This is a genomic window from Sinimarinibacterium thermocellulolyticum (genome assembly GCF_040327995.1).
GTDB classification, from domain to species: Bacteria; Pseudomonadota; Gammaproteobacteria; order Nevskiales; family Nevskiaceae; genus Solimonas; species Solimonas thermocellulolyticum.
Window position 1 is genome coordinate 213,796 of sequence record NZ_JBEPIJ010000002.1, and the last position, 26,981, is coordinate 240,776.

Annotated in this window: 25 protein-coding genes; 9 read left to right on the top strand and 16 right to left on the bottom strand. The window is 68.0% G+C overall.

The genetic code is table 11. The features are described from left to right. Positions 1–4 precede the first annotated feature (4 nt). The 3 genes from ABSH63_RS02860 to ABSH63_RS02870 form a co-directional block, all read right to left on the bottom strand. Complete coding sequence (locus tag ABSH63_RS02860; RefSeq protein WP_352887255.1) at positions 5–697, bottom strand: histidine phosphatase family protein; 693 nt, start codon at positions 695–697, stop codon at positions 5–7. A gap of 9 nt (positions 698–706) precedes the next feature. Next, on the bottom strand, positions 707–1,201 hold the full coding sequence (locus ABSH63_RS02865) for an alpha/beta fold hydrolase (protein ID WP_352887257.1): 495 nt from the start codon (positions 1,199–1,201) through the stop codon (positions 707–709). A gap of 227 nt (positions 1,202–1,428) precedes the next feature. Continuing rightward, on the bottom strand, positions 1,429–2,325 hold the full coding sequence (locus ABSH63_RS02870; RefSeq protein ID WP_352887258.1) for a recombination-associated protein RdgC: 897 nt from the start codon (positions 2,323–2,325) through the stop codon (positions 1,429–1,431). A gap of 309 nt (positions 2,326–2,634) precedes the next feature. Here ABSH63_RS02870 and ABSH63_RS02875 point away from each other — a divergent pair, with 309 nt between their 5' ends. Beyond that, positions 2,635–2,847 carry a cold-shock protein gene (locus ABSH63_RS02875; RefSeq protein ID WP_110264042.1) on the top strand — a complete coding sequence of 71 codons (213 nt, stop codon included), beginning with the start codon at positions 2,635–2,637 and terminating at the stop codon, positions 2,845–2,847. A 70-nt stretch (positions 2,848–2,917) separates the two neighbouring features. Here the strand turns inward: ABSH63_RS02875 and ABSH63_RS02880 are convergent, their stop codons facing one another. Beyond that, complete coding sequence (locus ABSH63_RS02880) at positions 2,918–3,349, bottom strand: hypothetical protein (RefSeq protein ID WP_352887261.1); 432 nt, start codon at positions 3,347–3,349, stop codon at positions 2,918–2,920. A 158-nt stretch (positions 3,350–3,507) separates the two neighbouring features. Here ABSH63_RS02880 and ABSH63_RS02885 point away from each other — a divergent pair, with 158 nt between their 5' ends. The 3 genes from ABSH63_RS02885 (at position 3,508) to pal (ending at position 6,246) form a co-directional block, all read left to right on the top strand. Continuing rightward, the gene (locus ABSH63_RS02885) at positions 3,508–4,890 is read left to right on the top strand and encodes an ATP-binding protein (protein ID WP_352887263.1); all 1,383 of its coding nucleotides are present in this window, start codon (positions 3,508–3,510) and stop codon (positions 4,888–4,890) included. Then, entirely contained in the window at positions 4,887–5,612 is a 726-nt protein-coding gene (locus tag ABSH63_RS02890) for a response regulator (protein WP_352887266.1), read from the top strand. Before ABSH63_RS02885 ends, ABSH63_RS02890 begins: the two co-directional genes overlap by 4 nt. 121 nt (positions 5,613–5,733) lie before the next feature. Then, positions 5,734–6,246, top strand: coding sequence for a peptidoglycan-associated lipoprotein Pal (pal, locus tag ABSH63_RS02895; protein ID WP_352887268.1), 513 nt, complete (start codon positions 5,734–5,736; stop codon positions 6,244–6,246). Here the strand turns inward: pal and ABSH63_RS02900 are convergent. Continuing rightward, complete coding sequence (locus ABSH63_RS02900; RefSeq protein WP_352887270.1) at positions 6,188–6,547, bottom strand: hypothetical protein; 360 nt, start codon at positions 6,545–6,547, stop codon at positions 6,188–6,190. The genes pal and ABSH63_RS02900 overlap by 59 nt on opposite strands. A gap of 47 nt (positions 6,548–6,594) precedes the next feature. Further along, positions 6,595–7,080: an SET domain-containing protein gene (locus tag ABSH63_RS02905; RefSeq protein WP_352887271.1), complete on the bottom strand. Its 486-nt coding sequence runs from the start codon at positions 7,078–7,080 to the stop codon at positions 6,595–6,597. A gap of 136 nt (positions 7,081–7,216) precedes the next feature. On the opposite strand from ABSH63_RS02905, the gene ABSH63_RS02910 reads away from it, so the two are divergent. After that, complete coding sequence (locus ABSH63_RS02910; RefSeq protein ID WP_352887272.1) at positions 7,217–7,780, top strand: hypothetical protein; 564 nt, start codon at positions 7,217–7,219, stop codon at positions 7,778–7,780. 30 nt (positions 7,781–7,810) lie between these two features. On the opposite strand, the gene ABSH63_RS02915 is transcribed toward ABSH63_RS02910, so the two are convergent. The 5 genes from ABSH63_RS02915 to ABSH63_RS02935 form a co-directional block, all read right to left on the bottom strand. Next, entirely contained in the window at positions 7,811–8,269 is a 459-nt protein-coding gene (locus tag ABSH63_RS02915; RefSeq protein WP_352887274.1) for a flavodoxin family protein, read from the bottom strand. After that, entirely contained in the window at positions 8,266–11,877 is a 3,612-nt protein-coding gene (locus ABSH63_RS02920) for a hydantoinase B/oxoprolinase family protein (RefSeq protein ID WP_352887276.1), read from the bottom strand. The genes ABSH63_RS02915 and ABSH63_RS02920 overlap by 4 nt, the downstream gene beginning before the upstream one ends. 200 nt (positions 11,878–12,077) lie before the next feature. Continuing rightward, positions 12,078–12,908, bottom strand: coding sequence for a hypothetical protein (locus ABSH63_RS02925; RefSeq protein WP_352887277.1), 831 nt, complete (start codon positions 12,906–12,908; stop codon positions 12,078–12,080). 42 nt (positions 12,909–12,950) lie between these two features. Continuing rightward, the gene (locus tag ABSH63_RS02930) at positions 12,951–14,006 is read right to left on the bottom strand and encodes an OmpA family protein (RefSeq protein ID WP_352887279.1); all 1,056 of its coding nucleotides are present in this window, start codon (positions 14,004–14,006) and stop codon (positions 12,951–12,953) included. A 233-nt stretch (positions 14,007–14,239) separates the two neighbouring features. Further along, positions 14,240–16,780 carry a DUF1302 domain-containing protein gene (locus tag ABSH63_RS02935; RefSeq protein WP_352887282.1) on the bottom strand — a complete coding sequence of 847 codons (2,541 nt, stop codon included), beginning with the start codon at positions 16,778–16,780 and terminating at the stop codon, positions 14,240–14,242. 235 nt (positions 16,781–17,015) lie between these two features. Here ABSH63_RS02935 and ABSH63_RS02940 point away from each other — a divergent pair, with 235 nt between their 5' ends. The 4 genes from ABSH63_RS02940 (at position 17,016) to purL (ending at position 23,907) form a co-directional block, all read left to right on the top strand. Continuing rightward, positions 17,016–18,779, top strand: coding sequence for a DUF4394 domain-containing protein (locus tag ABSH63_RS02940; protein WP_352887284.1), 1,764 nt, complete (start codon positions 17,016–17,018; stop codon positions 18,777–18,779). Between the two features lie 91 nt (positions 18,780–18,870). Then, complete coding sequence (locus tag ABSH63_RS02945) at positions 18,871–19,209, top strand: DUF1820 family protein (protein WP_352887285.1); 339 nt, start codon at positions 18,871–18,873, stop codon at positions 19,207–19,209. After that, a complete protein-coding gene (locus ABSH63_RS02950) occupies positions 19,209–19,970 on the top strand; it encodes an MBL fold metallo-hydrolase (protein ID WP_352887287.1) in 762 nt (253 codons plus the stop codon). Before ABSH63_RS02945 ends, ABSH63_RS02950 begins: the two co-directional genes overlap by 1 nt. 97 nt (positions 19,971–20,067) lie before the next feature. Continuing rightward, a complete protein-coding gene (gene purL, locus ABSH63_RS02955) occupies positions 20,068–23,907 on the top strand; it encodes a phosphoribosylformylglycinamidine synthase (RefSeq protein ID WP_352887289.1) in 3,840 nt (1,279 codons plus the stop codon). Positions 23,908–23,979: 72 nt separating this feature from the next. Here purL and ABSH63_RS02960 read toward each other — a convergent pair whose 3' ends face one another. The 5 genes from ABSH63_RS02960 to mlaE are packed head-to-tail and all read right to left on the bottom strand — an operon-like array spanning position 23,980 to position 26,973. Beyond that, positions 23,980–24,714 (bottom strand): MlaA family lipoprotein, encoded by a 735-nt coding sequence (locus ABSH63_RS02960; protein ID WP_352887290.1) that lies wholly within the window; start codon positions 24,712–24,714, stop codon positions 23,980–23,982. After that, entirely contained in the window at positions 24,711–25,004 is a 294-nt protein-coding gene (locus tag ABSH63_RS02965; RefSeq protein ID WP_352887292.1) for an STAS domain-containing protein, read from the bottom strand. Before ABSH63_RS02965 ends, ABSH63_RS02960 begins: the two co-directional genes overlap by 4 nt. Beyond that, complete coding sequence (locus ABSH63_RS02970; protein ID WP_352887294.1) at positions 25,001–25,636, bottom strand: MlaC/ttg2D family ABC transporter substrate-binding protein; 636 nt, start codon at positions 25,634–25,636, stop codon at positions 25,001–25,003. Before ABSH63_RS02970 ends, ABSH63_RS02965 begins: the two co-directional genes overlap by 4 nt. Continuing rightward, the gene (gene mlaD / locus ABSH63_RS02975) at positions 25,633–26,175 is read right to left on the bottom strand and encodes an outer membrane lipid asymmetry maintenance protein MlaD (RefSeq protein WP_352887295.1); all 543 of its coding nucleotides are present in this window, start codon (positions 26,173–26,175) and stop codon (positions 25,633–25,635) included. The genes ABSH63_RS02970 and mlaD overlap by 4 nt, the downstream gene beginning before the upstream one ends. Positions 26,176–26,205: 30 nt before the next feature. Continuing rightward, positions 26,206–26,973, bottom strand: a complete 768-nt coding sequence (gene mlaE, locus ABSH63_RS02980) for a lipid asymmetry maintenance ABC transporter permease subunit MlaE (protein ID WP_352887296.1) — start codon at positions 26,971–26,973, stop codon at positions 26,206–26,208. Positions 26,974–26,981: the final 8 nt, after the last annotated feature.

The window sequence follows — 26,981 nt, forward strand, 5'->3', positions numbered from 1 at the left end:
CGGATTAGCGGTAGGTGATGAGATCGGCCCGTGCGCCTTCGAAGTGCGCATGGTCATTGAGCGTCGACAGATACAACGCGCGCTCGGAGTAGATCAGCTTGCTGATCGCCGCATTGGCCAGCGTCCAGTTCAAGCGCAGCGTGTTCGCATCGCTCAGGTGTAGTAGCTGCTGCGCCACCGCGCTGATCGGTCCACCCGAGGTGAACACCAGCGCGGTCTGTGACTTGCCCAGGCGCGCGTGCAGGCGCTGCAAAGCCTGCTGCACGCGCACGCAGAACGCACGCCAGCTTTCCGGATAGTTGTCGTCGTGCAGGCCGCCGATCCAGCGTGCGGTGGCCTGCTCGAATTCCTGCTGGAAGGCGCGACGCGGATTCGGCAGCTTATTGAGCTCGGCCATCATCCGCGTCTGGTCGGCCCACTCGGGGCGGTGCGCGGCGATGACCGCGACGTGGTCGTACTCGGCCCAGCCGGCGTCGTCCTCGATCTTGGTGTCGACGCCCATGGCCGCGAGTGCAGTCTCGGCCGTCTGGCGATGACGGCGCATACCGCCAGTGAGCACCTGATCGACCTTGAGCACGCGCTGCTTGAGACTCTCGCCGAGCACACGCGACTGGGTGAAGCCGGTTGCGGAAAGCTGGTCGTAGTCGCCGGCCCCGAACGAGGCCTGGCCGTGACGGATCAGAAGAATGGCGCCCATGTTTGGTGGTCAGTGTGTCGGCAGGCCGCAGGCTTCGCGCATCACCGCGGCGTGGGTATCGGCTTGCTCTAGATCGGGGAAATGACCGATCGCGTCGAAGCGCGCCGGCGCCGTGGCCGCCGCGGCGATCGCATAGAAGCCGTCGATGCAGGAAAAGCACAGGGTCGCACGCTCGATGCCGAGGGCATCGAGCACGCCGAGGATCACCGCCGCGCCCTGCTCAAGGCGATGTGCATAGCCTGGCGACGGCGCGCTCAGGCCGAAGCCCGGCAGATCGAAGACGACCACGCGAAAGTCCGCGCGCAATGTTTCGACCAGCGCCGCATAGTGCTCGATCACGCACGGCCCGTCCGGCGCGAACAGCAGCACCGAGTGGTCGCCGCCAGTGTCGAGCACGCGCAGCGCACCGTGCGCGGTCGCGAGCCAGCGCCAGGGCCCGTCGACGCGCTGGCGGCGCGCCCGAAGAGGCCGGTACAGCAGGTGATCGCTCAGCGCCCCGATCATGTCGACCTATGCCATCCGGTGTTGCCGCAGTCACGGCGGGAGCGCAGACCCTACGCGGGACGATGCCATCATTCCATTGATAGTTCTGCATGGTTGGATATTCATGCAGTGCATGGATGAGGCTGCGAGGGTTCAGCGTCTTCGCGTGCGCGCAGTTTCGGCGATGCCGAATCGTGTCCCGTCGGAATTACATGTAACCTGGCACGATCGTTGAAGCGTCGTGAGCGTCACTCGCGCGCCGCGTTCACTGCCGCTGCCAGATCCTCGAGCAGCGCGCCGAGTTCGCCGCTGAACAGGGCGAAGTCGATTTCGAACTGCTGCTCGGGCGGCAGGACGTCCGATTCTTCGCGCACGCGCTCGATATCGAGCGCCTTGAAGCGGCGGATCTGCAGCTTGTCATCGACGACGAAGCCGATGCGATCCTTCCAGGTCAGGGCGAGGCGTTTGACGATCTTGCCGCTGGACAGGTGACCGGCGATGTCCTTGCCGTCCAGCGCGTGACGCAAGTAGCGCACGGTGGATTTGTTCGCGTCGGCGCTCGTCAGCTCCGCCTCGTCATCGAGCGCGAAGGGTCGCGGCGCCTGGCCGCTGGCGAGCCAGCCGGTCATCAACGTATCCATCGACGGCTCCGACTGCAGTGGCGTCACCGGCAGTTCGCCGAGCGCATCGCGTAGGGTCTGGGTGAACTCGTCGGCGCGGTTCGCCGAGGCGGTGTCGACGACGAGCCAGCCGCCGGCGAAGTCGAACCAGCCGCGTAGCTCGGTGCGGCGCGAGAACGCGCGCGGCGTGAGTTCGACGGCGACTTGCTCGCGGATCTCACGCCTGGCTTTGCGGCCGAGCTTGAAGCCCTTGTCGTTCTCCAGATTGGCGATGCGCTCGCCGGCGACCTGGTTGACCACGGAAGCGGGCAACAGCTTCTCGTCGGTGCCCATCGCGATCAGCACCTGCCGTTCCTGGCCGTAGGCAAACTGGCCTGCATCGTTGACCGGCACCCAGCCGCGCGACCGCAGCGCGAGGCCAGAACAGGGCTGTAACGGGAACGCGGCCAGCGTGGTCTCGAGTGCGCCGGGTGTTCGGGTCCAGCCGGGCGGCAGGCGGTAGATGGAAAGGTTTTTGAACCACATGATGACAAGGTGCGGGCCAGGGCGGCGCGAGCGGGCGGCGATGATAGCAATGCCGCCTGCGGGGCAGGCGCCTCGCCGCACACCAAGGCCCCGTATTCGCAGGGAAAATGTCGCTGCAGTGCACATTCGACAGCCTCTTGCGGACGGTGTAGAGTCTTGCTCGCATCCGTTTTAAGGCAGTGTTCACTGCGGGTTTGTTCGGTCCGCTTTGGGGGCGGTGTCGTGCGACATGCCCGGACAGCTTCCTTGATCGCTTGCACCCACCGGGCGGGGGTTGCCCGATTTCAATCTGTTTTAAAGGAAGGTCGTATGTCGAATGTTGCAACGGGCACGGTGAAGTGGTTCAACGAAGCCAAGGGCTTTGGCTTCATCACGCCGGAAGGCGGCGGTGAGGATCTGTTCGCGCACTTCCGCGAGATTCAGGGCACGGGATTCAAGACGCTCAAGGAAGGACAGAAGGTCCAGTTCGAAGTCCGCCGTGGCCCCAAGGGCCTGCAGGCGGCGCAGATCCGCGCGCTCTGATCCGCGATTTCGGATTACCGGAACCCCGGCCTTTCTGCCGGGGTTTTTTTGTTCCTGGCACCGCGCAGCGTCAGTCGGCTTGGTCCGCCTTTCGATGTGGACGCGGCCCCTTGCCGTCGAATCGCGGCTTGGCCTCGCGCAGCGTCTGCGCCTGCTCGGCGGTGATCATCTGCGCCGCCTGCGCCTTCGCGATGAGCGTCAGACGCGCCGCCATCATCGCCTCTTTCATGGTCTCGCGATCGAGTCCGAGCGTCTCGGCGGCCTTGCGCGGGCCGCCATCCTCGAACAGTGCGCGAATCTCCTCGGCGCTGCGACCGGTGCGGTTGGCCAGTTCGGCGGCCAGCGCGTTGCCGAACGCCATGCGTTCCAAAGAGGGGCCGTGCATGCGGTGCATGCGCTTGCCGTCGTGGCCTGCGTTGTCGCCATCTCCGGCGTACACGGCGCCCGCGCCGAGCGCAAGGCAGGTCAGAGCGGCGGCTGCGGCGAGCTTGAGTGATGTCATCGTCGACTCCTGTGTGATGAAGGGGATGTTGCGGACGCGCATCGTCTGTGCGCCACGCCGTAGAGACTAGGCGGCGAATGTGGGGATTTCGTGGAGAAAGTCTGCGAACAATCCGCAGAGTCGCGCGGAGCGTGCATGCGGGCGCTTAAGATGCCGGCATGTCCTTGTTCTGGAAGCTGTTCGGGGTGCAGGTCCTCTCCGCCGCGACGCTGGTGGCCGGCGTGCTGCTGCTGATGCGCCACCAGACCGCGACCAGCTTCGCTGCCTACGTCGAGGCGCGCGAGCGCCAGCGGCTCGAAGAGGTCGCCGAGCGCATCGCCGAGCAGTACGTGCAGACGGGCGATCTGGCCGTTGCCGCGCGGGCTTTGCGCGAGTTCCGTCGGCGCGGCGCGCTGCCGCCGTTCACGCCCGCGGGTGAGCGCTGGCGCGAGCCCCGCCCCCACCGACTGCGCGCGCCGCTGACGCTGCTCGATGCGCGGCAGCAGTATCTGGCGGGCGCGCCGTTGCCGGACGGCGAGGGGCTGCGCGTGCCGATCGTCGATGGTGAGGTCACGCTGGGCTACGTCGCGCGGCCGCCGCTGCCGGACTGGATCGCCCCGGACGAGGCCGGGTTCTGGAAACGGCAGAGGCAGGCCCTGCTGCGCGCCGCGGCGATCGGTCTGCCGCTGGCGGCGCTGTTCGCGGCACTGATCGCGGCGATGGTGCAGCGTCCGCTGCGGCGCTTGTCGGCCGCCACCGCGGCGCTGGCGCGGCGTGAGTTCGGGTTGCGCCTGAACGCCGATCGGCGCGACGAGTTCGGCCGCCTGGCTGCGGACTTCAACACGCTGGCGGCGGCACTCGAGCGTTTCGACCGCAACCAGCGTCAATGGCTCGCCGATATCGCCCACGAACTGCGCACGCCGCTCGCGGTCTTGCGCGGCGAGCTCGAAGCCTTGCTCGACGGTGTGCGGCCGATCCAGCCGGCGCAACTGCGCTCGATGCAGCAGGAGGTACAGCGTCTCGGCAGCCTGATCGACGACCTGCATCTGCTGTCGGTGGTCGAGTCCGGCGGTCTGCGTCTGCAGCGCGAGCGCTGCGACATCAACGCGCTGGTGCAGGCCGCGGCCGCGCGCTTCGACGCGGCCTTGCGCGAGGCCGGATTCGCGCTGGAATTGCGGCTCGCCGAGGCCGAACTGCCGGTGCACGTCGATGCCCAGCGCATCGAACAGGTGCTCGGCAATCTGATCAACAATGCGCTGCGCCACGCACATGCGCCCGGGCCATTGCGGATCACCACCGCAGGCGCCGGCGAGCGCATCCACATCAGCGTCTGCGATGCCGGCCCCGGCGTGCCGGTCGAAGCGCTGCCGCGACTGTTCGAGCGGCTCTACCGCGTCGAGGCGGCGCGCTCGCGCACCGAGGGCGGAGCCGGCACCGGTCTGGGGCTGGCGATCTGTCGTTCGATCGTCGAGGCGCACGGCGGGCGCATCGCGGCGCAGGCCAATGTCGATGGCGGCCTGTGCATCCAGATCGACTTGCCGGGCGCGGAGCGCGACCCATGAGCGGACCGCGCGTAATGATCGTCGAGGACGAGGCCAAGCTCGCCGCCTTGCTGCGCGACTACTTCGTCCATGCCGGCTTCGAGGTCGAGGTCGTATACCGTGGTGACGAGGTGCAGGCGGCTCTGCAACGGCGTCCGGCGGATCTCGTGGTGCTGGACCTGCAACTGCCCGGCAAGGACGGTCTAGACCTGTGCCGCGAACTGCGCGCCGCCGGGACGCAGCCGGCGATCATGATCGTCACCGCGCGCGTCGACGAGATCGACCGACTGCTCGGGCTCGAACTCGGTGCCGACGACTATGTCTGCAAGCCGTTCAGCCCACGTGAAGTGGTCGCGCGGGCACGTGCGATCCTGCGTCGCATGATGCCTCAGGCTGCACCCGGCAACGGGCGCATCACTCTCGGTCCGCTCGAACTCGATCGCGACGCACACCGTGTACGCATCGCCGGCGAGGCACTGGCGCTGACGCCGATCGAGTTCCGCATCCTCGCAGCCATGCTCGAACAGCCGCAGCGCGTGTGGTCGCGCACGCAACTGCTCGAACGTGCCCGTGGCACCGACTTTTCCGGCTACGAGCGCAACATCGACAGTCATGTGAAGAACCTGCGCCGCAAGCTGCGCGACAGGCTCGGCGGCCGCGATCCGCTGCGCAGCGTCTACGGCGTCGGCTACGGCCTGGACAGCGAGGTGCTTGCGGTAGGGTCAATCGATCCGCTGAATTGATTGGATCGCCATCAATCGAAAAATATCAGCGGCGCGGAGGAGTGAGGCGGATGCGGCCGCGTGATCTAATGCGCCGCCCTCCGGGCACCCCCTCCCCATTTCATTGCAAAGGCAGTTCTTCATGGCTAGCAAGGCCCTGGTTCTTTCCGTGTTTGTGCTCGGCGCAATGCTGAGCGGATGCGCGAGCACGCGCGATCGTCAGGACGCCGCCGCGGCGAGCCGCGACAGCGGCGCCTATGCGCCGACGCCGGTCGCCGGCGGCGTGAGGCTGAGCGCGGGCGGCGATGCCGCCGGCCTGCCTGCCGGCGTGGGCGACGCGACCATCTACTTTGCCTACGACAGCGACATGATCGACGCCGCCGGCCAGAGCAAGATCGTGGCGTGGGCGCGTTATCTGAGCGCCAACCCATCGGTGACGGTGCGTTTGGAAGGCCACGCCGACGAGCGCGGCACCAGCGAGTACAACCAGGCGCTGGGCGAGCGGCGTGCGCTGGCGGTGCGGGATGCGCTCGCCGCCGCCGGTGTGTCCGAGGCGCAGATGTCGACGCTCAGTTACGGCGAGAGCCGTCCGGCGGTCAGCGGTCACGACGAGCGGGCCTACGCGCAGAACCGCCGCGTCGAGATCGTGCGCTAAGCGCTCGTCGCGGTTTCCGGAGCCCCGCCCAGGCGGGGCTCCTTCGTTTTCGCCCTCGGTTGACGAGTAAGGCCACGCTGTTGTCGGCATCGGCGCGGCGCACCTGACCGCGCACGTTCTCGGCGACGAACAGGATCGAGCGATATCGGTAGCGTAGTGGGTCGCGCAACTGTTGTTCGACCTTGTCCAGATCCTCTTCTCGGGGACGCGGGAACTGCGCCCGGATGATCGCCCGCACCTGTTCGAGGGCATCGCGATTGGCGGGCGAGACGGCGTCGTGGATCTTGCGGATGCGGAACATGAACGGCTCCGACCTGGAGCCGCCGGCGCATCCCGTCGCACCGTTCCTTACGAGCGTCGGGCGCTTCGACGCTTGGGTTTGAGCATCGTTCCGGTGCAGTTCCTGGCGCCGCAACGGCAAGCCCAGATCTTTTTCAGCCTGGGCGTGTGCGCCTCGTCGAGGACGATGCCGTAGTCGTAGGTGAGCTCCTCGCCGGCGCGGATCGCCCGTTTGGTCTCGATGAACACGCGGTCCTTGCGGCGATCGCCGCCGGCATCCTCGTAGAGCACGGCTTCGCAGTTGGGTTTGCAGCTGTGATTGATCCAGCGTGCGCTGTTGCCGCCGACGTTGGCGTCGATGACCCAGTCGTCGTTGAGCGTGAACAGGAAGGTGTGGCCGCTGTCAGCGTCGCCGCCATAGCAGCGGTCGATCTCGTCGTGCGGACGCAGCGCACCCCGATACTGGATCACGCGCAGCCCCTTGGGCAGATCGCGCGCGGCAAAGACGCCATTACCGTGGATCGGCGAACGGCGGACGAGGATGTTGCGGGCCATGACGTCTCGCTCGGATGGGGCGCGAAATTATGCCAAGCGCTGCGTGCGGCGCGGCGCGCGACGTTCAGAGCCGAGTCAGCGATCGAGCGCATCATGGGCGGCCGCACGGCGTCGTGCGACCAAGATAAGGACTGTCGTGCTCGCGAGTACCCGCAAGACCCTTAAGACCGTGTGGCTCACGCTGGCCCTGCCTGTGCTGAGCTTGCCCGGGGCCGCGCTGGCCCACAGCGACAACTACATCGAGGGCGGCTTCATCGACCGCGATCTCGAAGGCCGCGACGATTCCGGCGTGCGCATCGCCGGCTCCGGACAGGTGCATCGCCAGCTCGCGTTGATCGGCGAGTATGTGGATACCGGGCAGCTCGAGCAGATGGGCCTCGGCGGGCGCGTGTTCGGCCCGCTGCAGCGCGACCTCGACTGGACCGCGGCGGCGACCATCGAGTTCGTCGATGTCGGTCGTGAGGACGACACCGGCTACGGCCTGCGCGGCGGTTTGCGCTGGCGTTTCGCCCGCGCTTTCGAGTTGAGCCCGGAGATCGTGCACTTCGACGCCTTCGACGAGGGCTTTACCTCGCTGCGCATCGCCGGTTCGTTCGCTTTCGATCGGAATCTCGCGATCCAGGCGGCGCTGCAGGGCGGCGACGATGACCGCATCGAGGCCGGCATCCGCTACCGCTTTGCGCCGGGTTCGCTGCGTTAGCGCGGCGCCGAAGCCTGCGCGGGCAACGGCTCAGAACAAACCCAGCGCGAGACCGGCCGCCATCGTCTGTCCGAGCTCGCGCGCCTGATCGAGCGCGCCCGGCGCAAGTCCGCCGCGGCTGATCAGCGGCTCGGCGACGGCTTTCCAGCCGTAGCCGGTGGCGATGCGCTCGATCGCGCGCACGGCGCCACTGCCGTCGTTGTCGCAGCTGATGAACACGGCGTAGGGCAAGCCGACGGTCTTGTTCTGGGCCGGATAGTAGGTGCGATCCATGAAGTCCTTCATCGCCCCGGACATGTAGCCGAAGTTCTCCGGCGTGCCGAGCAGCAGGCCCTGCGCCCACAACAGGTCGTCGAGCGTCGCGTCGAAGGCATGGCGCATGCGCAGCTCGACCTCGTCGGCAAACGCGCGCGCGCCTTCGGCCGCCGCATCGGCGAGCCGGCGCGTGTGGCCGGACTGGCTGTGCCAGACGAGCAGCAGGTGCTTCATGTGTCGCCGCGACCGTAGCCGCCGCCGCCCGGCGTGTCGATGACGAACACGTCGCCGGCCTGCATCTCGACCTGCGCCGTGGCACCGAGCGGCTCGACGCGCCCGTCGGCGCGTTCCACGCGGTTGCGGCCGGGCAGCCCGTCGCCACCGCCGGCGAGCCCGGGTGCCGCGGTGCGGCGCCGGTTCGACAGGATCGCCGCGGTCATCGGCGCCAGAAAGCGGATGCGGCGCTCGACGCCGTCGCCGCCGCGCCGGCGGCCGCGCCCGCCGGAGCCGGCGCGGATCGCGAAGCGCTCGACGCGCACCGGATAGCGCGCTTCGAGCACTTCCGCATCGGTGAGCCGGCTGTTGGTCATGTGCGTGTGCACGGCGCTGGCGCCGTCGAAGTCCGCGCCGGCACCGGCGCCGCCGCAGATCGTCTCGTAGTACTGCTGCGCGCCGTCGCCGAAGGTGAGGTTGTTCATCGTGCCCTGCGATCCGGCGAGCGCGCCGAAGGCAGCGAACAGCGTATCGACGATGACCTGGCTGGTCTCGACATTGCCGGCAGCGACCGCCGCGGGATACCGCGGATTGAGCATCGAGCCCTCGGGCACGATCAGGTCCACCGCGCGCAGGCAGCCGTCGTTGAGCGGAATGTCGTCGTCGAGCAGGCAGCGGATCACGTAGAGCACGGCGGCGCGGCACACCGGCAGCGGCGCGTTGAAGTTGTCCGGCCGCTGCGCGCTCGAACCGCTGAAGTCGATGCACAGACGTTCGCGCCGGCGATCGAGCGTGATGGCGACGGCGATGCGCGCGCCGTTGTCCATGGTGCAGACGTACCGGCCGTCGTGCAGACGCGGCAACAGACGCCGCACCGCGGCCTCGGCGTGATCGAGCACGTGTGCCATGTATGCCAGTACGGTGTCGCGGCCGTGCTGATGCACGAGCTGCCGCAGGGCCTGTGCGCCGCGCATGCAGGCGGCAAGCTGGGCCTGCAGGTCGGCGAGGTTCTGATCCGGATTGCGCGCCGGATGCGCGCCGGATGCGAGTAGCGCCCGCACTTCGGCCTCGCGCAGCCGCCCGCCGTCGAGCAGCCTGAAGTCGTCGATCAGCACGCCCTCGTCGTCGATGCAGCGGCTTTGCGGCGGCATCGAGCCCGGCGTCATGCCGCCGATGTCGGCGTGGTGGCCGCGCGCGGCGACGAAGCCGAGTAGCCGCGTGTCGCGGTCGAACACCGGCATCACCACGGTGACGTCCGGCAGATGGGTGCCGCCGTTGTACGGCGAATTGAGCATCCACGCCTCGCCGGGCGCGAACGCGCGTCGTTCGCGCGTGCGGCCGTGGATCACCGCGCGTACGCAATCGCCCATCGAGCCCAGGTGCACCGGGATGTGCGGCGCGTTGGCGACGAGCTGGCCCTGCGCATCGAACAGCGCGCAGGAGAAGTCCATGCGCTCCTTGATGTTCACCGAGTGTGCGGTGTTCTGCAGCGCATCGCCCATCTGCTCGGCAACCGCCATGAACAGCTTGTTGAAGACTTCGAGCCGGATCGGATCGAAGGTGGCGCCGGTGTCGTCGCGGCGCGGCGCGGCGATGCGTTCGAGAATCAGATTTCGCATCGCATCGACGCGGGCGCGCCAGCGCGGTTCGACGACGGTGGTCGCGGTGGCCTCGCAGATGATCGCCGGACCGTCGATCTGTGTACCGGCACGAAGCGCTTCGCGACGCAGCACCGGCACCTCGCGCTCGGCGCCGTCGAACCAGACACGCGCGCTGTGCGCCGGCGCTACCGCTTCGGTGGGCGCGGCTGCCGAGGCGAGCGGCGTCTGCGCGCGGATCGCCTCGACGCCGACCCGCTCGATGACAATGCGGCGCTGCGCGTCGACGAAGCCGAAACGTGCGCGATGCTCGGCCTCGAAGGCAGCGCGCATCGACGCCGCCGTATCGGCTGCAACCGGCAGGCTGGTGTCGGTGCCGGCGTATTTGAGATGCGCGCTGGCGACGCAGCGGATCTCGGCCTGCGGAACGTGCTGCGCCTGAAGGGCGGCGGTCGCCTCGCCGCGCAGCTCGGCGAGTGCATCGTGCAACTGCGCCTCGTCGTCGAGGCCGATGCCGAGCGAGCGTTCGCGCAGCACGCGCTGTTCCGCAAGGCCCATGCCCAAGGCCGAGAGCACGCCGGCGAATGGGTGGATGAGCACGCGTTGCATGCCGAGCGCCTCGGCCACCCGGCAGGCGTGCTGGCCGCCGGCACCGCCGAAGCAGGCCAGGGTGTAGCGGCTGGCGTCGCGTCCGCGTTGAATCGAGATCTCCTTGATCGCGTTGGCCATGTGCTCGACCGCGATGCGGATGTAGCCTTCGGCGAGCGCCTGCGGGCTCAGTGCCACGCCGCTGGCTTTACGCACTTCTCGCGCGAGCGCGTCGAAGCGTTCGACGACGACGTCGCGGTCCAGGGGCTGATCGGCATGTGGGCCGAACACGGTGGGAAAGAAGGCCGGTTGCAGTCTGCCGAGCAGCAGGTTGCAGTCGGTGATCGTCAGCGGTCCGCCGCGGCGGTAGCACGCCGGACCGGGCACCGCGCCCGCGGACTGTGGGCCCACGCGCAGGCGCAGGCCGTCGAAGTGGCAGACCGAACCGCCACCGGCGGCGACGGTATGAATGTCGAGCATGGGTGCGAGCAGGCGCAGGCCGGCGATGCGCGATTCGTGCCGGCGCTCGAAGGCGCCGTCGTAGTGCGAGACATCGGTCGAGGTTCCGCCCATGTCGAAGCCGATCACCTGCGCAAAGCCGGCGGCCTCGGCGGTGCGCGCCATGCCGACGATGCCGCCGGCGGGGCCCGACAGGATCGCGTCCTTGCCACGGAACGCCGCGGCCTCGACCAGACCGCCGTTGGATTGCATGAACAGCAGACGCACGTCGCGCAGCTCGGCGGCGATGCGATCGACGTAGCGGCGCAGCACCGGGGTCAGATAGGCATCGACCACCGTCAGATTGCCGCGGCCGACTAGCTTGATCAGCGCGCCGCAGTCGTGGCTCGTCGAGATCTGGGTGTAGCCGATCTCGCGCGCGAGCTGCGCGAGCCGCTGCTCGTGCCGCGGATGGCGCCAGGCGTGCATCAGCACGATCGCCACGGCGCGCAGGCCGCGGTCGTAGGCCGATTGCAGAGCCGCGCACGCAGCCTGTTCGTCGAGTGCACGCACGACGCTGCCGTCGGCGGCGACGCGTTCGTCGATCTCGACCACCTGGTCGTACAGCGGCGCCGGCAGCCGGATGTGTAGATCGAACAGCCGCGGCCGCGTCTGATCGCCGATGCGCAGGGCATCGGCAAAGCCGCGGGTGATCGCGAGCAGCGTCGGCTCGCCGCGGCGTTCGAGCAGGGCATTGGTGGCGACGGTCGTGCCCATGCGCACCTCGTCGATCGTCGCGGTCCGCAAGGTCTCACCGTGCATCGCGAGCACCGCACGGATGCCCGCGGTCGCGGCGTCGGCGTACTGCTCGGGGTTGTCCGACAGCAGTTTGTGCGTCAGTAGTGTGCCGTCCGGCCGGCGCGCGACGATGTCGGTGAAGGTGCCGCCGCGGTCGATCCAGAACGACCAGGCGGCACGGGGCGCGTGGACATCGCTTGCGGTCACGGCGGTGGATCGCGGAACAGGCCTGCGCCGAATGCTATCGGCTCACGCGCTCGCCCGTGCGCGCGACGCCCGCGTCGAGATCGGCGCGCCGTGTGGGCCATGGCGGGTCAGCGAACTCTCGCGCCGCAGTCCTGATGGCGTCCCGCAAACGGGACGGGCCACCCTGGGGTGGCCCGTCCGCTACGGCTTCGACGTGGTCCTCAGTTCGTCGGCGGATCGACGAAAGTGCCGCCCAGGCACAGCTCGTGGGCGTACATCTGCTCGCCGACGTTGGCCGACAGCAGCGCCGAGGCGATGCTCAGGGCGACGCGGTTGAAGTTCTTGGTCGCCTTGAGGCCGAACCAGATCGGCTCGCCGCCGACCAGGTTCTGCCCCAGCAGATCGACCACCACGCTGCTGAACGTCACGTGCTCCTGCTCGACCTCGTTGAGGAAGGTGACCACCTCGATCTGATCGAGCAGGGACGCATCGACCGTACCCGCCGGGAACGACAGACCGAACACCGCGTAGCGGCCCGCGAGGTTCATGCTGCCCGGCAGCAGCACGTTGAGCTCGACCGAGTCGAGCAGGCCCAGGCCGCCGACGGTGGTCGTGAACGTCGCAAAGCTGCCGAGCTCGCCGTCGATGACGTTGTCCGGCGAGCTCACGCTGTTGAGCAGGTTGACCAGCGAACCACCGCCGAGCAGATTGAGCAGGTCGGACAGCAGTCCGCCGATCAGACCGTCGGCGCCGACTTCGGTTTCCGATCCGGACGGTGCGAGCTCGGTGCAGACGAAGTTCTGACCGTCGGCGACCGGGGTCTCGGCCTCGCCGTCGCCGTCGGTGTCGACGAACACCGGTGATTCGTTGCTGCCGTCGTTGGGACCGAAGCCGCCGTTGTCGTCGTCATTGCCGCAGACGCCGTCCGTACCGCAGTCCTCGACGATGTCGCCGCCGAGGCCGGCGATGTCGCTGTCGGCCTGGCAGCCGGCGAGGCCTGCCGCGAGCAGCGCTGCGAGCAGCGCGCTGGGGTATTTCATCCTGGTTTTCATGAGGGTGTCACTCCTTTTCAGTTCCGATAGACGTGCGCGGCTTCAGTTCAGCACACGCAGTTCGACGCGGCGGTTGCGCTCGCGGCCTTCTGCGGTATCGTTGGTGTCGCGCGGCTCGGATTCGCCGTAACCGCGAACGGTCATCTGACTCTCCGGGATGCCCTGTTCGACGAAGAAGTCCTTGACCGCCTGCGCGCGAGCCTCCGACAGCTTCTGGTTGTAGTCGTCGCTGCCGATGCTGTCGGTGTGGCCGGCGATCTCGACCTGCATGTCGGGGTACTTCTTGAGGATGTCCACGGCCCAGGCGAGGATGGTCACCGCATCCGGACGCAGGCGCGTCTTGTTGAACTCGAAGGTCACGCCCTTGAGCTCGATGACGCTGTCGAGCGAGCAGCCATTGCCGTCGACGCGATCGCCGGCCGGGGTATCCGGGCACTGGTCCTTCTCGTCGATGACGCCGTCGCCGTCGGAATCCATCAGGCCGGTCGGCACCTCGACCACCTGCGGCGCGGGAGCCGGCGCCGGCTCGACTTCGCGCTCCTCGAACAGCGGAATCTCGATGCCGAGATTGAGGCGCGGCTCGCCGTACCCCTCACGGAAGTCGTCGTAGACGTAGCGCGCCTCGCCGCGGATGCGGAGCTGGCCGCGCTCGGTCACCGGACCGGAAACGAAGCCGAAGCCGGCGTTGGCGAGCAGCGACCAATCATCCTCGTCATCCGGCAGCGTGTCGTTGTAGCCGCCGCCGATGCCGGCGACCAGAAACGGCGTGAACGATTTGCGGTCGCCGAAGGCGTAGGTCAGGTCCAGGCCCACGCTACTGCGATAAAAGTCCACCGAGCCGGACTTGTCGGTCTCGAAGTTGTCGAACAGTACGCCGACCTCGTAACCCCAGTTGCTGTCCGCGAAACGGTTGCCGAACGCCAAATGGATGCCCGTGGCGTAGTCGAGATCCTCCCCGCCACGTTCGTCATCGGCGAAGGTGTAGCCGCCGAGAATCGCGAGATAGCTCGGCGAAACCAGGATGGAACTCTCGGCGGCGGCCGGAGTGGAGGCGAGCGCGGCGGCGGCGCTCACGATGCAAAGACGTGCGAGCTTCATGGACTCTCCCAACTGCTTCGGATGATTCTTGGGGGATTGAGACGGCAGCGCATCCGTGACACGGCCGGGCCCGTGATGTTACAACGCATTATAGTAGCCGCGAGCGTAGTGGCGTGTCAGCCTTTTCGGACGATGGATGCGCGAAAGTGCAAGGGCGCGGCCCCGGTTCACCAGGGCCACGCCAAGCAAGTTCAACAAAGGCCAGAAATCCAAAGCATTCGTAATAATCGCCCTCAAAACTGATACTTGACGAAGGCCTGCGCGTAATCGCGGTCGCGGTAGAGGTTGTACGCTCCGCCGCCGAAGAACCAGCCATAACCCAGCGTCAGCGACAACGCGCTGCGGTAGCGGGTTTCGATGTTGACCAGCGCCTGCTTGCGGCCTTGGACGAAGTTCTCGGCCGGCCCCGGCGCGGTGCCGCCGACGTCGTGGCCCCAGATGATGAAGGGCTGCACCGAGAACGGACCGTAGACGCCCTCGTACTTGACGATGGCGATCAACCGGTAGCCCCAGGAGAAGTCGTCGACGAAGGCGTCGGCGTTGGCTTGCGTCGGATTGAAGCGCAGACCGTCGGGGCCGATCGAGCAGGCGACGACGGTCGAGCACGCCAGCCGCGAGCCATCGGCCCCGGTGCCGTCGGCGCCGGCGCTGGCATGCGTGTACACGCCGGGCGCGTCGATCTGCAGCACGTCGATCGCCGGCAGGTTCGGGATCCAGGTGGCCCCGAACTCGCCGACGAACTGGATCTGGTCGGCGCCGAAGGGGTTCTCCGTGTTGCCGTAGACGCGGGTGAAGCCAAAATTGAACTGGTAGGTCGCAAAGGTCTCGTAGCCGCGGATGTAGCCTGGGTTGTTGCGGTCGAGCGGCGCATCGAAGTCGGTGGGCGCGTTCTCGCCGACGGTGCCGCCGCGGTAGGGAATGATGAAGTTGGGGAAGGAGCGCGCCGAGCCGGGCACGTGGCCGACCAGCAGGTTGATGGTGTCGGCAAAACCGACCTGCCCCGGTGCGGGCACGAAGTCGCTGCTGCCGTAGATCACGCGCTCGCCGTTCTCGCCCCAGCCGGAGCCGGCGGTCGAGCCGAAGCAGCCCAGCGCCGGATCGTGGCAGCGCGTCAGCGTCGGGCCGAGTGCGGCGAACGACAGGTCGGCAATCGACACCTGCATCGGCAGCTCGGGCCGAAAGGCCACCTCGCCCTGGATCGAGTAGTCGCCCAGCGTGGTGTTGAAGCTCAAGCCATACATCTGGATGTTCTCGGGGTACTCGAAGACGATCTGCGGACCGTCGAGCGCGACCGCGTTCGAGAACGGCGCGTTCGGGTTGCCGGTAATGAGGTTGAGCAGGCCGGCGAGGTCGAGGCCGAGGTCGGCGAGGATGGCCGGTCGGTTGAGGCCGAGCTGCAGCGCGTCGAGCGTGAGCCGGTTGCGCGCGGCGGCGTTGGCCGCCACCGGCAGGTTCGGGCAGGCACGCAGGAACTCGGTGGTGTTGCGAGCGTCCAGGCCCAGCGTGTTGCCCTCGCGCCTGGCGCACGATGCTGGTGCCGAGAAGAAGCTCACGTACGGCAGCTTCGAGTGGTAGTTCATGAAGTAGACGCCGAACTCGGTGCCGTTGTTCAGTTCTTCCGCGTAGTACTTGAGCGCGGCGCCGAACTGGCCTTGATCGTCCGGTTCCCAGTCGCCGAGGCGGCGCACCGTGCCCGAGGTCGGCGTGATCAGCGTCAGCGGATTGTCCAGATAGCCGAGCTGCTCGGCCGGGGTGGTGCCGACGAAGGCGCGGTCGGGGTCGTCGGGTGAACTGCCGAAGCTTAAGTTCACCGTATCGTTGAGATTGTGGGTGCCCAGATCGACGAAGCCGAAGAAGGTGCCCGGCGTCGGCGCCTCGACCGGCGCCCATTCGTACTGGTAGTACAGCTCGATCGTGGCGTTGTAGAACGGCTCGGTGCTTAAAAACACCATGCCCACCGGCGTGAATACCTCTTCGACCTGGGTGCCGATGCGGTACAGGTTGTTGGCATTGACCGGATTGGCCTGGTTGACGCTGTTGATCGCCAGCAGCGTCGACTCGCCCCAGTTCACGAGCTGACGGCCGAGCTTGAAGCGCAGTTCGCGATCACCGAGGAAGGGCAGGGTGCCGTAGACGTTGAGGTCGAGCAGTTGCAGGTCGGTTCCGGCCTGGCGCAGTGCTTCGCCGTCGGTGCGTCGCGAGTGCACGACGCCGCCGGGGCCGTAGGTGCGCAGGCCATTGCGCCAGTAGTAGTTCGCGATCGGGTCGTCGTCGAAGCCGACCTCGCCGACGTTGTCGGCGGTGATCGCGTTTGGCCGGTACTCGGTGAAGTCGTTGTTGACGAAGTCGTAGAAGTACAGCCACTTCGCGAACAGGCCGAAATCGCCCCAGGTGAGTGTGAGGTCCTGCGTGGCCTTGACCACGCCCGAGATGAGGTCGTGCTTGTCGTAATTGAGGTTGCCGTCGTCGGCGCGCATCGTCGGCTGGCCAGGGGCGGCGGCGAGCCGCGCGGCCGGATAGCTCTGCTCGCGGAACAGACCCTGGCAGGACTGGAACTGGCGGCTGCAAACCTCGGGATCGAGATTGGACTTGCCGACCAGGTCGCTGGCGCGGTCCTGCATGCGCCAGCCGGCGCCGAGGGTGATGGTGGTGTTGAGTACGCCCTGCCATTCGCCGGCGTCGTCGAGCTCGAAGCTCAGGGCATGGATCGTCGTGGGGCTGGCGAGGACGGCCGCGGCCAGCAGGCAGCGCAGCCAGGGGGTTGCACGTTGCATGTTCTTGTTCGCGTCGGGAGGAGCGCGACGCGTGTTCAGACAAACCGGTACGTCGCGGGCGCGAACCTTAGCACGTGATCGGCGACATTGGATCGCCGCCGCTGTAGGAGATTGGCGCGTGCGCGTGCCATGGCGCGGCATCCAAACGCGTCAGCCGCGCGTAGGCTGTAACGGGGAGATGCATGCAGCATCGCGTCACCCGCCCGATTCCGATGACACGACAGGAGCTCGCATCATGCAAAGAACGACATCGACCCATCGCCGCGGTTACGCGGCGGCCGCGCTCGTCGTGGCGCTCGCCTTGTCCGCCTGTGAGGGCGACCGTGGCCCGGCCGGCCCAGCCGGTCCACAAGGGCCGCAGGGCCCCCAAGGTCCGCAAGGGCCTGGTCCTGCCGAACTGGAGGCGGCGTGCACGCCGGTCAGTCCGCTGCCCGCCGGCCTGGCGCCGGTGGTGGTCGCACTGACCAGTGACGGCAAGCTGCTGCGCTTCTCGCCGGCGTCAATGAGCGCCGGCAATACGGTGTCCATCCTCGGCCTCGCAGCCGGTGAGGCGATTCTCGGCATCGATTTTCGTCCGGCCGACGGCGCGTTGATCGCGCTCACCCGCGTCGGCACCCTGGGGGCGCTGGTGCGCATCGACCCACTCACGGGTGAGGTGACGCGCCTGACACGGGTCGGTGCGACGAGCCTGACGCTCAACGGCGACCGCTACGGCGTCGACTTCAATCCGGTGCCGGGGGCGCTGCGCATCGTCGGCGACAACGACGAGAACTACCGCATAGTCTTCAGCGGCAGCGGTGGCATGAGCTACACGGTGAATGTCGATACCACGCTCGCGCCCACGGCCGACGTGGTGGCGGCGGCGTACACCAACAACTTCGCCGGCACGCCGCTGACCACGCTCTACAACCTCGATGCGACGGCCAATACCCTGGTCACCCAGGGCGGTATCGACAGCGTGACCAATCCCAACGCCGGCGCCTTGGTCACGGTGGGTGAGCTCGGCGTGGATTTCGATGCGGATGCCGGTTTCGACATCGACGGCGTCAGCGGGCTGGCGCTGGCGGCGCTCAATGTCGCCGGTGCGCCGTCCACCGGCCTGTACGCCGTGGATCTGGGCAGCGGCGCGGCGAGCTGCATCGGTACGATTCCGACGGCGGCGGGTGAGCGCGCCGTGGGTCTTGCGATTCCGCCGCCGCAGCCGGCGATCGCTTATGGCCTGACCACGGCCGATGCCTTGGTCCGATTCGTGCCCAACGCCGCCGGCGTCGCCAGCGTCTCGGCTCCGGTGGCGATTACGGGCCTGGGCGCCGGCGAAACCGTCGTCGGCATGGACATTCGTCCACGCACCGGTGCCCTGACTCTGGTCACGCGCAATCCGGCCACCAACGGCGGTGCGCTGTACGAGGTCGATCCGATGACCGGCGTCGCCACCGCGATTCCGGCGAACATGGGGCAGATGCTCGCCTTCGACGCCGGTGCGACCGACTTCGGCATCGACTTCAACCCGGTGCCGAACGCGCTGCGCATCGTCAACGACGCCAACCAGAACTTGCGCCTGCCGTTCCCGGCGGATACCGCGGGCTATAACGTGGTGACCGACGGCGCGGTCAATCCGGTCGGCGACAGTGCCGCGGCGGCCTACACGCAGAACTTCGACGGTGCGACGTCGACGCGTCTGTATGTGATCGACACGACCAGCAACGAGCTCAAGTTCCAGAACCCGCCCAACGATGGAACCCAGGTCGTGGTCGGCGCACTCGGCGTCAGCGCCGCGTCCGGCAACAGTGGCTTCGACATCATCGGCGGTGCCGGTGTGACCGCCGCGGGTGTCAACATCGGCAACACGGTGAGCTTCGCGGCGCTCGAGGTCGGCGGTGCGAGCAATCTGTACCGCATCAACCTGCAGACCGGTGCGGCGACGCAGATCGGCAGCGGCCCGATCGGTGGCGCCTCTCCGGTCACGCTCAAGGGCCTGGCCGTGAGCGTGCGGCGCTGATCGCGCATCGCGTGGATGCCGACGGGGCGCTACGGCGCCCCGTTGGCGTTTGGGCCGCTAGAATTCGGCGGTCCGTGTCCGATCGTCCCCCATGTCCAGCAAGTCCCGCCTGTACCGCGTCACCTTCATCAACCAAGGCCAGGTCTACGAGCTTTATGCGCGCGAGGTCAGTCACGGCGGCATGCTCGGCTTCGTCGAGATCGGCAAGCTGGTGTTCGGCGAGAAGACCACGGTGGTGGTCGACACCAGCGAGGAGAAGCTCAAGCGCGAGTTCGCGGACGTGGAGCGCTTCTTCGTTCCGGTGCACGCGGTGGTGCGCATCGACGAGGTCAGCAAGCGCGGCCCGGCGCGCATCGTCGGCGGCGCCGATTCCGGCTCCAAAGTCACGCCGTTTCCGGTCTACAACTTCGGCGGCGATCCGAAGAAGTGATGCGCTTCGCCATGCTCGGATCCGGGTCCAAAGGCAATGCGACCCTGGTCGAAGCCGGCGGCACGCGCATCTTGATCGATTGCGGATTCGGCCTTGCCGAGACCGAGCAGCGCCTGCAGCGGCTCGGCGTCGAGCCTAAGGCGCTGGATGCGATTCTGGTCACGCACGAACACGGTGATCATCTGGGCGGCGTGGCGCGCCTGGCGCGGCGCCATCGCATCCCGGTGTGGATGACGCACGGCTCCTACGCGGCCTGGCGCGATCGCGCGGTGCCGCATGCGCTGCGCTTCTCGCCGCATCAGCGCTTTCGCATCGGCGCGCTCGACGTCCAGCCGTACCCCGTGCCGCACGATGCGCGCGAGCCCTGCCAGTACGTGATCGCCGCAGGCACGCGCCGCCTCGGCATCCTGTCGGACGCCGGGCATATCACCCCGCACATGCGCGCGATGCTCGCCGACTGCGATGCGCTGATGCTCGAATGCAATCACGATCCGCAGATGCTCGCGGACGGCCCGTATCCGGACGCGCTCAAGCGCCGTGTCGGCGGAAGCCGCGGGCATTTGTCGAATGCGCAGGCGGCCAGTCTGCTCGAGGGTTACCCGGTGTCGCGACTTCAACATCTGGTGTTGACGCATCTGTCGGAGACCAACAACTGTCCGCAACTGGCGCGGCGCGTCGTCGTCGAGGCGATCGAGACCGACGCGCCGTGGATCGTCTGCGCGCAGCAGGATGCGGGTCTGGACTGGCGCGAGCTCGTCTGAGGCCGAAGCCCCTGCGGCCGGCGCGGGCGCAACGTGCGAAAATGTGCCCCGCGCAGTCCGGCGGCCCGCCGCCGGCGATTTCGAGCCAAGGATCTTCATGTCCGTCACCGTCTTGCCCGGCGCCGCGTCGTTCTCGGCCTTTCGCATTGCCCGCCTGATCGACGCGCTGCGGTCGTATGTCCCGGGACTCACCGGACTCGATGCGCGCGATCTTTACTTGATCGACGCCGATGGCGTCGGCACGGATGCGCTGCGCCGCCTGCTCGGGCCGGGGCCGGATGCAATCGAAGCCGCCGACGCGCTGATCTACGTCGTGCCACGCCTGGGCACGACCTCGCCGTGGTCGAGCAAGGCCACGGACATTGCGCGCGTGTGCGGTTTGGCTGGCGTGCGCCGCATCGAGCTGGGTCGCGTCTTTCGCCTGCACGGCGTCACCGCGATCCCCGAGGCGGCGCTGGCGCTACTGCACGATCCGATGATGGAGTCGGTGCTCACGCGCGCGTCCGATCTGCAGCACGTGTTCGACCAGCAGCCGCGCCGCGGCCTGCGCCGGGTGGACGTGCTCGGCGGCGGTGCCGCGGCGCTGGTCGCCGCCAATCGCGACTGGGGATTGGCGCTGTCGGACGAAGAGATCGCCTATCTGGTGCAGCACTACCGTGCTGCCGGGCGCAACCCGACCGACGCCGAGCTGATGATGTTCGCGCAGGTCAATAGCGAGCACTGCCGACACAAGATCTTCAACGCCGAGTTCACCGTCGACGGTGAAACCCAGCCGCACTCGTTGTTCGGCATGATCCGCATGACGTATGCGGCGACGCCGCAGGGCGTGTTGTCGGCGTACAAGGACAATGCCGCCGTCATCGAGGGGCACCACGGCATGCGCTGGTTCGCCGACGCCGATCGCATCTGGCGTCGCCATGACGAAGCGGTGCACATCCTGATGAAGGTGGAGACGCACAACCACCCGACCGGCATCTCGCCGCATCCGGGGGCCGGCACCGGCGCCGGCGGCGAGATCCGCGACGAGGCGGCGACCGGACGCGGCGCCAAGCCCAAGGCCGGACTGTGCGGCTTCTCGGTGTCGAACCTGCGCGTGCCGGACTTCGTCCAGCCCTGGGAGCAGCAGCCCGAGTTGCTCGCGCAGGGCAGGCCCGAACGCATGGCCAGCGCGCTGCAGATCATGCTCGAAGGGCCGATCGGCGCGGCCGCGTACAACAACGAATTCGGCCGGCCGAACCTCGCCGGCTACTTCCGCAGCTACGAGCTGATCACGCCGGACGGCCGCAATCGCGGCTACCACAAGCCGATCATGATCGCCGGCGGCTACGGCAACATTCGCGCCGAGCACGTCCGCAAGCGGCCGGTGATCGAGGGCGCCAGACTGATCGTGCTCGGCGGGCCGGCGATGCTGATCGGTCTGGGCGGCGGCGCCGCGTCGTCGATGGCCACCGGCAGCAGCAGCGCCGCGCTCGACTTCGCCTCGGTACAGCGCGCCAATCCCGAGCTGGAACGGCGCTGCCAGCAGGTCATCGACGCCTGCTGGGCGCTGGGCGATGACAACCCCATCCTGTCGATCCACGACGTCGGTGCCGGCGGCATCTCCAACGCGCTGCCGGAGCTGGTGCACGCCGACGACCGCGGCGGCCGCTTCCAGTTGCGCGACGTGATCTGCGCCGATCCGGCGCTCTCGCCGATGGAAATCTGGTGCAACGAATCGCAAGAGCGTTACGTGCTCGCGATCGCGCCGCAGGACCTCGAGCGGTTCGCCGCGCTGTGCGCACGCGAGCGTTGCCCGTACGCGGTGGTCGGCGTCGCCACGGCCGAGCAGCGCTTGCTGGTCGAGGATCGCGAGCTCGGCGAGCCGGCCGTCGACATGCCGATGCCGGTGTTGCTCGGCAAGCCGCCGCGCATGCAGCGACACACACAGCGCGCACCATCGCGCGTCGCGCCGCTCGACACCAAGGCGATCGACGTCGCGCAAGCCGTGCAGCGCCTGCTCGCCCTGCCGGCGGTCGCGTCGAAGAACTTCCTGATCACCATCGGCGATCGCAGCGTCGGCGGCCTGACCGTGCGCGACCAGATGGTCGGGCCGTGGCAGGTGCCGGTGGCCGACTGCGCGGTGACCGCGACCGGCTTCGAATCCATCACCGGCGAGGCGATGGCGATGGGCGAGCGCACGCCGCTGGCGCTGCTCGACGGTCCGGCGTCCGGGCGCATGGCGGTGGCCGAGGCGGTGCTCAACATCGCCGCGGCACCGATCGCGAAGATCGAAGACATCCGCCTGTCGGCCAACTGGATGGCGGCCTGCGGTCAGTTCGACGAGGACGCGCGCCTGTTCGACACGGTCAAGGCCGTGGGTGCCGAACTGTGCCCGCAGCTCGGCATCGCGATTCCGGTGGGCAAGGATTCGCTGTCGATGAAAAGCGTGTGGACGCACGACGGCCAGACGCGCTCGCAGACCGCGCCGCTGTCGCTGATCGTCTCCGCGTTCGCGCCGGTTACCGACGTGCGCCGCGTGCTCACGCCGCAGCTCGTCGCCGACGCCGACACGCGCCTGCTCTTGGTCGATCTGGGCAACGGCAAACACCGGCTCGGCGGTTCGGCGCTGGCCCAGGTTTACGCACAGCTCGGCGATGTGCCGCCGGATCTGGACGATCCGCGGCAGCTCAAGGCGGCGTTCGCGCTGATCCAACAGCTCAATGCCGAGGGCAGGCTGCTCGCCTACCACGACCGCAGCGACGGCGGCCTGTTCGTCACGCTCGCCGAGATGGCCTTCGCCGGACACTGCGGCATCAGTGTGGATATCGCCGCGCTGGGCCACGATCCCGTGGCCGCGCTGTTCAGCGAGGAGCTCGGCTTCGTCGTGCAGGTGCGCGCAGACGATGCCGCCGCGGTGCGCGCGGTGTTCGCTGATGCCGGGCTCGCGGTACACGACATCGGTGCGCCCAATCGCAGCGATACGCTCGTCATCGAAGGCCTGTTCGCGGCCGCGCGCGAGGGCCTGCACAAGGCCTGGTCCGAACTCAGCTACCGGATGGCGGCGCTGCGCGACGACCCCGACTGCGCGCGCGAGGAGTTCGAGGCGGTCGGCGCGGCCGACGATCGCGGCCTGATCGTGCAGCCGAGTTTCGACGTCTCAAACGTCACGCCTCACGTCTCACGGCGACCCCAGGTCGCGATCTTGCGCGAGCAGGGCGTCAACAGCCACGCCGAGATGGCCTGGGCCTTCGACCGCGCCGGTTTCGAGTCGGTCGACGTGCACATGACCGATGTGCTCGATGGCCGCGTGCGTTTGGCCGACTTTGCCGGTGTGGTCGCCTGCGGCGGCTTCTCCTACGGCGACGTGCTCGGCGCCGGCCAGGGCTGGGCCAAGACCATCCTGTTCAACGAACGCGCGCGCAACGAGTTCGCGGATTTTCTGGCGCGCGAGGACCGCTTCGCCCTCGGCGTCTGCAATGGCTGCCAGATGTTCGCCGCGCTCAAGTCCATCATTCCTGGCGCGCAAGCCTGGCCGGCGTTCCGGCGCAATCGCAGCGAACAGTTCGAGGCGCGCTGGTCGCAAGTCGAGATCCTACCGTCGAAGTCGCTGTTCTTCGCCGGCATGGAAGGCTCTAAGCTGCCCATCGCCGTCGCCCACGGCGAAGGCCGCGCCGTGTTCGAGCAGCCTGCCGATCTCGCCGCGCTGCAATCCGGCGGCCAGGTGGCGATGCGCTACCTCGACACGCGCGGGGGTGTCGCGACCCGTTACCCGGCCAACCCCAACGGCTCGCCCGAGGGCATCACCGCGATCTGCAACGCCGACGGCCGTGTCACCATCCTGATGCCGCATCCGGAACGCAGCGTGCACGGTGTCACCGGCTCGTGGTGGCCGAAGCGCGACGCGGCGACGACCCCGTGGCTGCGGATGTTCGAGAACGCGCGACGCTGGGTGAGCTGACGCGGCTTGGCGGTCACCGCTCGCGGCCTCGGCGAGGCCCGGCCTGCGCGTTCGAACGATGCGCGGGCGCTGTCAGTCCTCGGGCAACTCGGGTTCGAGCAGTTCCGGCGGTGGCTCGCCGTCGTAGACCAGGTTCAGGCGCCGCTGCAGATAGGCGGTGCGCACGAAGACGTAAGGGTCGAACTGCTGTTCCAGCACGTCGTCGAAGTCGAGCAGCCGCGAGCGGCCGTCGACGATGTCGATCCCGGCGAGACCGACGCGTTGCCAGTCGGTGACCGAGTCCACGTACTGCAGCGGATCGGTCCAGTTGTCGCCGATGCGGCCGACCAGATCGCGGTTGGTGGTGGGGCCGAGCAAGGGCAGCATCAGATACCAGCCCTCGCCGACGCCCCAGCGGCCCAGGGTCTGGCCGAGATCCTCGTCGTTCTCGCTCAGGCCCACCAGTGTCGCCGGATCGAGGAACCCGGCAAGACCGTAGGTGCTGTTGAGTACGAAGCGCCCGGTGTCGCGTGCAGCCTGCACGAACTTGCCCTGCAGCAGGTCGTTGACGATGACGGTGGGATAGAACAGGTTGTCGAAGAAGTTGTCGATGCCGGTGCGCACCACCCCGGGCACCACCGCGGCATAACCCTGGGCGACCGGACGCAGCACGTAGCGGTCGGCGGTCATGTTGAAGGCGTAGACCGGCCGGTTGATGCGCTCGAGCGGATCCAGCGGCTCGTACGGGGAGTTGTGTGCACAGGCGGACAGCGCCGCCCCCAGGCAGACGAATGACCAGCGCAGCGCGCGCACGGCAGAGGGTTTCATGTCGTGCCGTCCCCCGTGTGCTTGTGGGTCTGGGGCACGTCGATGCCGAGCAGCGGGGCGACGCCGAAAAAGCCCAGCAGGCTGCGCAGCTGCGGCGGCGCACCGACGAATTCGAGCGGGCGCCCGGCGCGTTGCGCGCGGCGCTTGAGCTCCAGCAGCAGCGCGATGCCGGCGCTGTCAGCCTCGCGCACGGCGTCGAGTTCGATGCGTCCGTCGGCGATCAGCGCGTCGGCGCGCGCGTAGCCTTGCGCGGCACGCGCGAAGCTCAGCGCATCGGCTTCGAGCCTCATCGGGTGCCGTCGCCGGTCTCGGCGCCGACCACGAGCTGCCCGGCCTTGATGCGCTCGATCACCTTGGGGATGCCGTTGCGCTTGATCTCGGCGTCGAGCTGGGTGCGAAAGTTGAGCACCAGCGAGATGTTCTCGGCCTTGATGTCCCAGATCTTCCACTCCTCGCTGCCCTTGGGCTGGCGCACCGAGAACTCGATCGGGATCGGCGGCTTGCCCGGCTCCTTGCGGATGATGGTGGTCGCTACCGTGCCGCGGTTGCCGCTCAGGCGCGCCGGCTTGACTTCGATTTCGATCGAGTCGTAGTACTCGAGCAGGCGGTCGGCGTAGGTGCGGATCAGCATGTCCTTGAACGCGGCTTCGAACTCCGCGATCTGCTCGGGCGAGGCCGACTTGAGGTGGTTGCCGAGGATGACCTTGGCGATGTAGGGCGTATCGAAGTGCGGGACGATCTTGTCCTCGACCATCGCGTAAAAGGCGGCCTTGTCCTTCTGGTAAGTGGCCACGTTCTGGGCGATGTCGGCACGCACCGCGTCGGTGGCGTCGCGGATGATCTGGTCGGGCGCGGCGGCCTGCGCGGCGAATGCCAGCAGCGTGCCGGTCAGGGCGGCGGTCAGGCGGGTCAGCAACGTCACGGTGCCTCTCCTGTCGATGGGCCTTTGGATGCGGTGAGCGCGTCGGCGAGCTTGGCGATCGCTTCGGCGAGCTTGTCGTTTTCGCTCTCCCCCTGGCCGGCGAGGAACTGGCCGATCAGGTTCTCCAGCACCAGCGCGCCTTGGGTCAGCGTCAGTTCGCTGCCGTCACGCAGAAACTCGTCCATGCCGCCGGGCTCCAGGCCGATGTACTGCTCGCCGAGTAGGCCGGCGGTGAGGATCTTGGCGCTCGAATCCTCGGGGATGCGGTCGAAGCGCTCGAAGATGTCGAGCGTCACGCGCGCCTCGAAGGTTTCGGGGTCGATCTCGATCGCGCGCACGCGCCCGATCTTGACACCGGCCATCGTCACCGCCGAACCCGGCTTGAGTCCGCCGATGTTGCCGAACTTCGCGGTGACCGTGTAGGTGGACCCTCCGCCGACGCCGTCGAGACTGGCGACGCGGAACGTCAGGACGAAGATGGCGGCGACGCCGAGGCAGACGAACAAGCCGACCAGAATCTCCAGCGCTTTGGATTGCATGGGCGTGGTCCTAGGGTCGTGTGGAGGCCGTTAACCGAACATGAACGCGGTGAGGATGAAGTCCAGCGCCAGGATCGACAGCGAGGACACGACAACGGTCGAGGTCGTGGCCCGCGACACGCCTTCCGAGGTCGGCGCCGCGTGATAACCCTGGTAGACCGCGATCCAACTGATCGCAGCGCCGAACACCAGCGCCTTGAAGTAGCTCTGCACGAGGTCTTTGATCTCGACGCTGCTGCGGATCTGCGACCAGTAGCTGCCGGCGTCGACGCCGAGCAGTTCGACACCGATCGCATGTCCGCCGGCGACGCCGATCGCCATCACGCAGAAGATGCCGGACAGCAGCGGCATCGCGATCAATCCGGCGAGAAAGCGCGGCGCGATGACGCGGCGCATCGGGTCGACCGCCATCATCTCCATCGCCGAGAGCTGGTCGGTGGCGCGCATCAGCCCGATCTCGGCAGCCAGCGCCGAACCGGCGCGGCCGGCGAACAGCAGCGCGGTGACCACCGGCCCCAGCTCGCGCACGATCACCAGCGCGACGAACACGCCGAGCGACTCCTCGGCACCGAAGCGCACCAGCGTGCGAAAGCCCTGCAGTGCCAGCACCATGCCGACGAAGCTGCCGGACAGCACGATGATGATCAGCGACAGCACGCCAACGCTATAGATCTGCTGCACCACGAGGCGCGGACGCAGCAGCGCAGCCGGCACCGCGGCGAGCATCGTCAGCAGGAAAAACTGGGCGCGGCCGAGACCGGCGAGGAATCCCGACAGGACCTGCCAGATGCCGTTCATGCCGCAGC